Annotated in this window: 4 protein-coding genes and 1 pseudogene; all 5 read left to right on the forward strand. The window is 70.0% G+C overall.

Annotated elements, in window-relative coordinates; translation table 11 throughout:
• A pseudogene (locus AX685_RS22345) lies at positions 1 to 451 on the forward strand (hypothetical protein); the annotation flags it as partial.
• Positions 451 to 1,617, forward strand: coding sequence for an amine dehydrogenase large subunit (locus AX685_RS05355; RefSeq protein ID WP_231738576.1), 1,167 nt, complete (start codon positions 451 to 453; stop codon positions 1,615 to 1,617). The pseudogene AX685_RS22345 and the gene AX685_RS05355, both read left to right, overlap by 1 nt.
• A gap of 2 nt (positions 1,618 to 1,619) precedes the next feature.
• Positions 1,620 to 2,159 carry a MauE/DoxX family redox-associated membrane protein gene (locus AX685_RS05360; RefSeq protein ID WP_066486207.1) on the forward strand — a complete coding sequence of 180 codons (540 nt, stop codon included), beginning with the start codon at positions 1,620 to 1,622 and terminating at the stop codon, positions 2,157 to 2,159.
• 21 nt (positions 2,160 to 2,180) lie between these two features.
• Positions 2,181 to 2,768: a methylamine utilization protein MauD gene (locus AX685_RS05365; protein ID WP_231738577.1), complete on the forward strand. Its 588-nt coding sequence runs from the start codon at positions 2,181 to 2,183 to the stop codon at positions 2,766 to 2,768.
• A gap of 26 nt (positions 2,769 to 2,794) precedes the next feature.
• Entirely contained in the window at positions 2,795 to 3,340 is a 546-nt protein-coding gene (locus AX685_RS05370; protein WP_066486211.1) for a methylamine dehydrogenase light chain, read from the forward strand.
• Positions 3,341 to 3,385 lie beyond the last annotated feature (45 nt).

Raw genomic sequence — 3,385 nt, forward strand, 5'->3', positions numbered from 1 at the left:
CCGCCGCATCCTGCCGCTGCCGCTCACCGGCGTGCTGGCCAGCGCCGGGCTGCTGGCACCGCTGGTGCTCACCCCGCCCGGGCGGGCGGGCCCGTTCGTGGCGGGCATCCTGCTGCTCAATATCGGATCGACCGCGATCATCATCCGCTGTTCGGGCGCGGCCAGCGCCGCCGGGGACGGCGCCTTGTTCCGCCGCTTCGTCGCCTGCACCCACCCGCTGGGGATGATCGCCGGCCCGCTGCTCGGCGCCGCGCTGGGCGGGGCGGCCGGACCGGCCGGGCTGGCGGCCGGCGCGGTCGCCTCGCTGGCGCTCGGATGCGCCGCGCTGGTGGTGGCGGCGCGCCATGCGGCGGTGTTTTCGCAGCTGCAAAAAATATCGCCCGCCCCGCTTGACGAAAACTGGACGGATGTACAGACTTTGCCGCGATCGACGGGGGGACGGGCAAGATGATGACGATGCTTCGGGCGACGGCGGCCAGCGCGATCGCCGCCACCGCTTTGCTGGCCGGCGCCACGGCGGCACCGGCCCAATCCGCTCCGGAGCTTCAGCCGGAAACGTCGGATACGATGCGGGCCGATCCGCCCAACCCCAACTGGTTCTATGTCGAGGGCGGGTGGGACTCGCCGGGCACCAGCATCTTCGACGGGCAGACCGGCAAGATGAAGGGGCTGGTCGATACCGCCCGGCTGACCGATTTCGCGATCGATCCCGCCGGCCGCTATTATTACGTCGCCGAATCGCTGTGGAGCCGCCGCGATCGCGGCACGCGCCAGGACATGGTCACCGTCTACGATACGCGCGACATGAAGCGTCAGGCGGAGATCGCGATTCCCGGCCGCATCCTGATCGGCGCACGAAAGAACAATTTCGTCATCAGCAACGACGGCCGCTGGGCGTTCGTGTACAATCTTGATCCGGCCTCCTCGGTCAACATCGTCGATCTGGCGGCGCGAAAGTTCCACGCCAACGTCGAACTGCCCGGCTGCGCCAGCATGATGCCCAATCCGGGCATCGGCTTTTCCGCGCTATGCTCCGACGGGTCGCTGGCGACCGTCAACGTCACCGGGAAGAAGCCGGCGATCACCCGCACCGCCCCGTTCTTCCAGGCGACCGACGATCCGATCTTCGACAATTACGCCTATGACCTGGCGAAGAAGCAGGCGGTGTTCCTGACCTATACCGGGCTCGTCTACACCGCCTCCATCGCCGCCCAGCCGGTCGTGACGCAGCCCTTCTCGATCCAGGCGGCGGCGGGCCTGCGGCCCGGCGACACCAAACCGCTCGACATCAACTGGATGCCCGGCGGGCGCCAGCCGATGGCGCTCCACCGGCCGTCCGGGCACCTGTTCGTGCTGATGCACATGGGCGAGATGTGGACGCACAAGGAATCGGGGACCGAGATCTGGGAAGTCGATCTCGCCGCGAAGAAGGTGGTGCGCCGCCTGCCGCTCAAGGAGCCGATGAACAACATCGCGGTGACGCAGACGGCGACGCCGCTGCTGTTCGTCGACGGCGAAGGGCGCAAGGGCTGGATCATCGATCCCGTCACGGGCGAGAAGAAGCACGAGATCGAGAACGCCGGCGGCGGCGTCATCACCGTCGTCGATCCGTCCTGACCATGGCGGGCGCCGACGGTCTTGCCATTGCCGGCCTGGCCGCCTCGATCGGGGTCGGGCTGATCTTCGCGGCGGCGGGGATCGGCAAGCTGCGCCACGCCGCGCTGATGGACGGCGTGGTGGCCAATTACCGGCTGCTGCCCCCCGCGCTGGTCGTGCCGGTCGCGCGCATCCTGCCCTATGCCGAACTCGCGATCGCCGCCGGGCTGCTGTCGGGCATCCGCCCGTGGCCGCAATGGGTCGCCGCCGCGCTGCTCGCGCTGTTCGGCGCGGCGATGGCGGTCAATATCCGGCGCGGGCGCACGCATATCGATTGCGGCTGCGGGCTGTCGGCGCTGCGCCAGCCGCTCGATCGCCGGCTGGTGGTGCGCAACCTGGTGCTGGCCGCCGCGCTGCTGCCGGCCGCGCTGGCCGGGCGGGTCGATGGCGCGGCGGGCGTGGTGGTCGCGGGCGCGGGCGGCGCGGCGCTGTTCCTGTTCTATCTGGTGTTCAACGCGATCGGCGCGCTGTCGCGCCGGCCGGCGACCGCCCTGGGGAGGTAATCGACGATGATGACGGCATTGATGGTGTCCCAGATCCTCTCCTGGCTGCTGATCCTGGCGATGGGGTTCGCGCTGCTCGCGCTCGCGCGGCAGGTCGGCGTGCTGCACCTGCGCGTCGCGCCCGCGGGGGCGCTGACCACCGCCGGGGGGATCGGCACCGGCGATCGGGCCGCCGCGATCGAGGCGTCGCTGCTGGACGGGGGCAGGACCGTCGTCGGCGGCGCGGCGCCCGCCGCGGGGCTGCGACTGCTGATGTTCGTGTCGGCGCAATGCCCGCTGTGCAAGGCAATGATCCCGACCGCCAAATCGTTCGCGCGCCACGAACGGGTGGCGCTGACCTTCGTCGGTGACGACGATCCGGCGGCGCAGCGCGCGCTGATCGCGCAGCAGGGGATCGACGCCTATCCGTTCGTCAACGGGCCGGAGGTCGGGCAGGCGTTCGGCGTGTCGAAGCTGCCGTTCGCGGTGCTGCTCGATGCCGACGGCGTCGTCCTGTCGAAGGGGCTGGTGAACAGCCGCGAGCATCTCGAAAGCCTGGTCGTCGCGCACGAAATGGGGATCGCCTCGGTCCAGGATTACATCGCCACGCTGAAGGTCGAGGCGGCCTGAACGGCGTCAAACGGGGGATTGGGCACATGAAGCTTTTCGATGCGGACGCCATCGGGGAAACGATCCTGCGCAGGCTGGCCGGGCGCACGTCGCGCCGCGGCATCCTGTCGCGCGCCGGGCTGGCGCTGGTCGCCGCGCCAGTGTTCCCGCTGCTGCCGGTCAGCCGCGCACAGGCGTCCAAGCCCGATCGCTCGGCGGAGGCCAGGACCGCCTTTGCCCGCAATGCGCAGGCCAAGGACGATACCAAGTGCGATTACTGGCGCTATTGCGCGATCGACGGCGCGCTGTGCACCTGCTGCGGCGGCGGCATCCACAGCTGCCCGCCGGGCGCGGAGCCGTCGCCGGTGTCGTGGGTGGGCACCTGCATCAACCCGGATGACGGCAAGGCGTATCTGATCGCCTATCGCGACTGTTGCGGAAAGCCGTCGTGCGGCCAGTGCGGGTGCGACAACACCGATCGCGAAACGCAGCTCTACACGCCGCAGCTCAACAACGACGTCATCTGGTGCTTCGGCACGTCCAGCATGGAATATCACTGTTCCACCGCAGTGCTGGTCGGCGCGGCGGGCTAGGGCGATGCGCGGCGGCGGGGGCGCAGCGGGGCGGCGGCTCGTCGC

This window comes from Sphingomonas sp. CCH9-F2, from assembly GCF_001556735.1.
Classification (GTDB): domain Bacteria; phylum Pseudomonadota; class Alphaproteobacteria; order Sphingomonadales; family Sphingomonadaceae; genus Sphingomonas; species Sphingomonas ginsenosidimutans.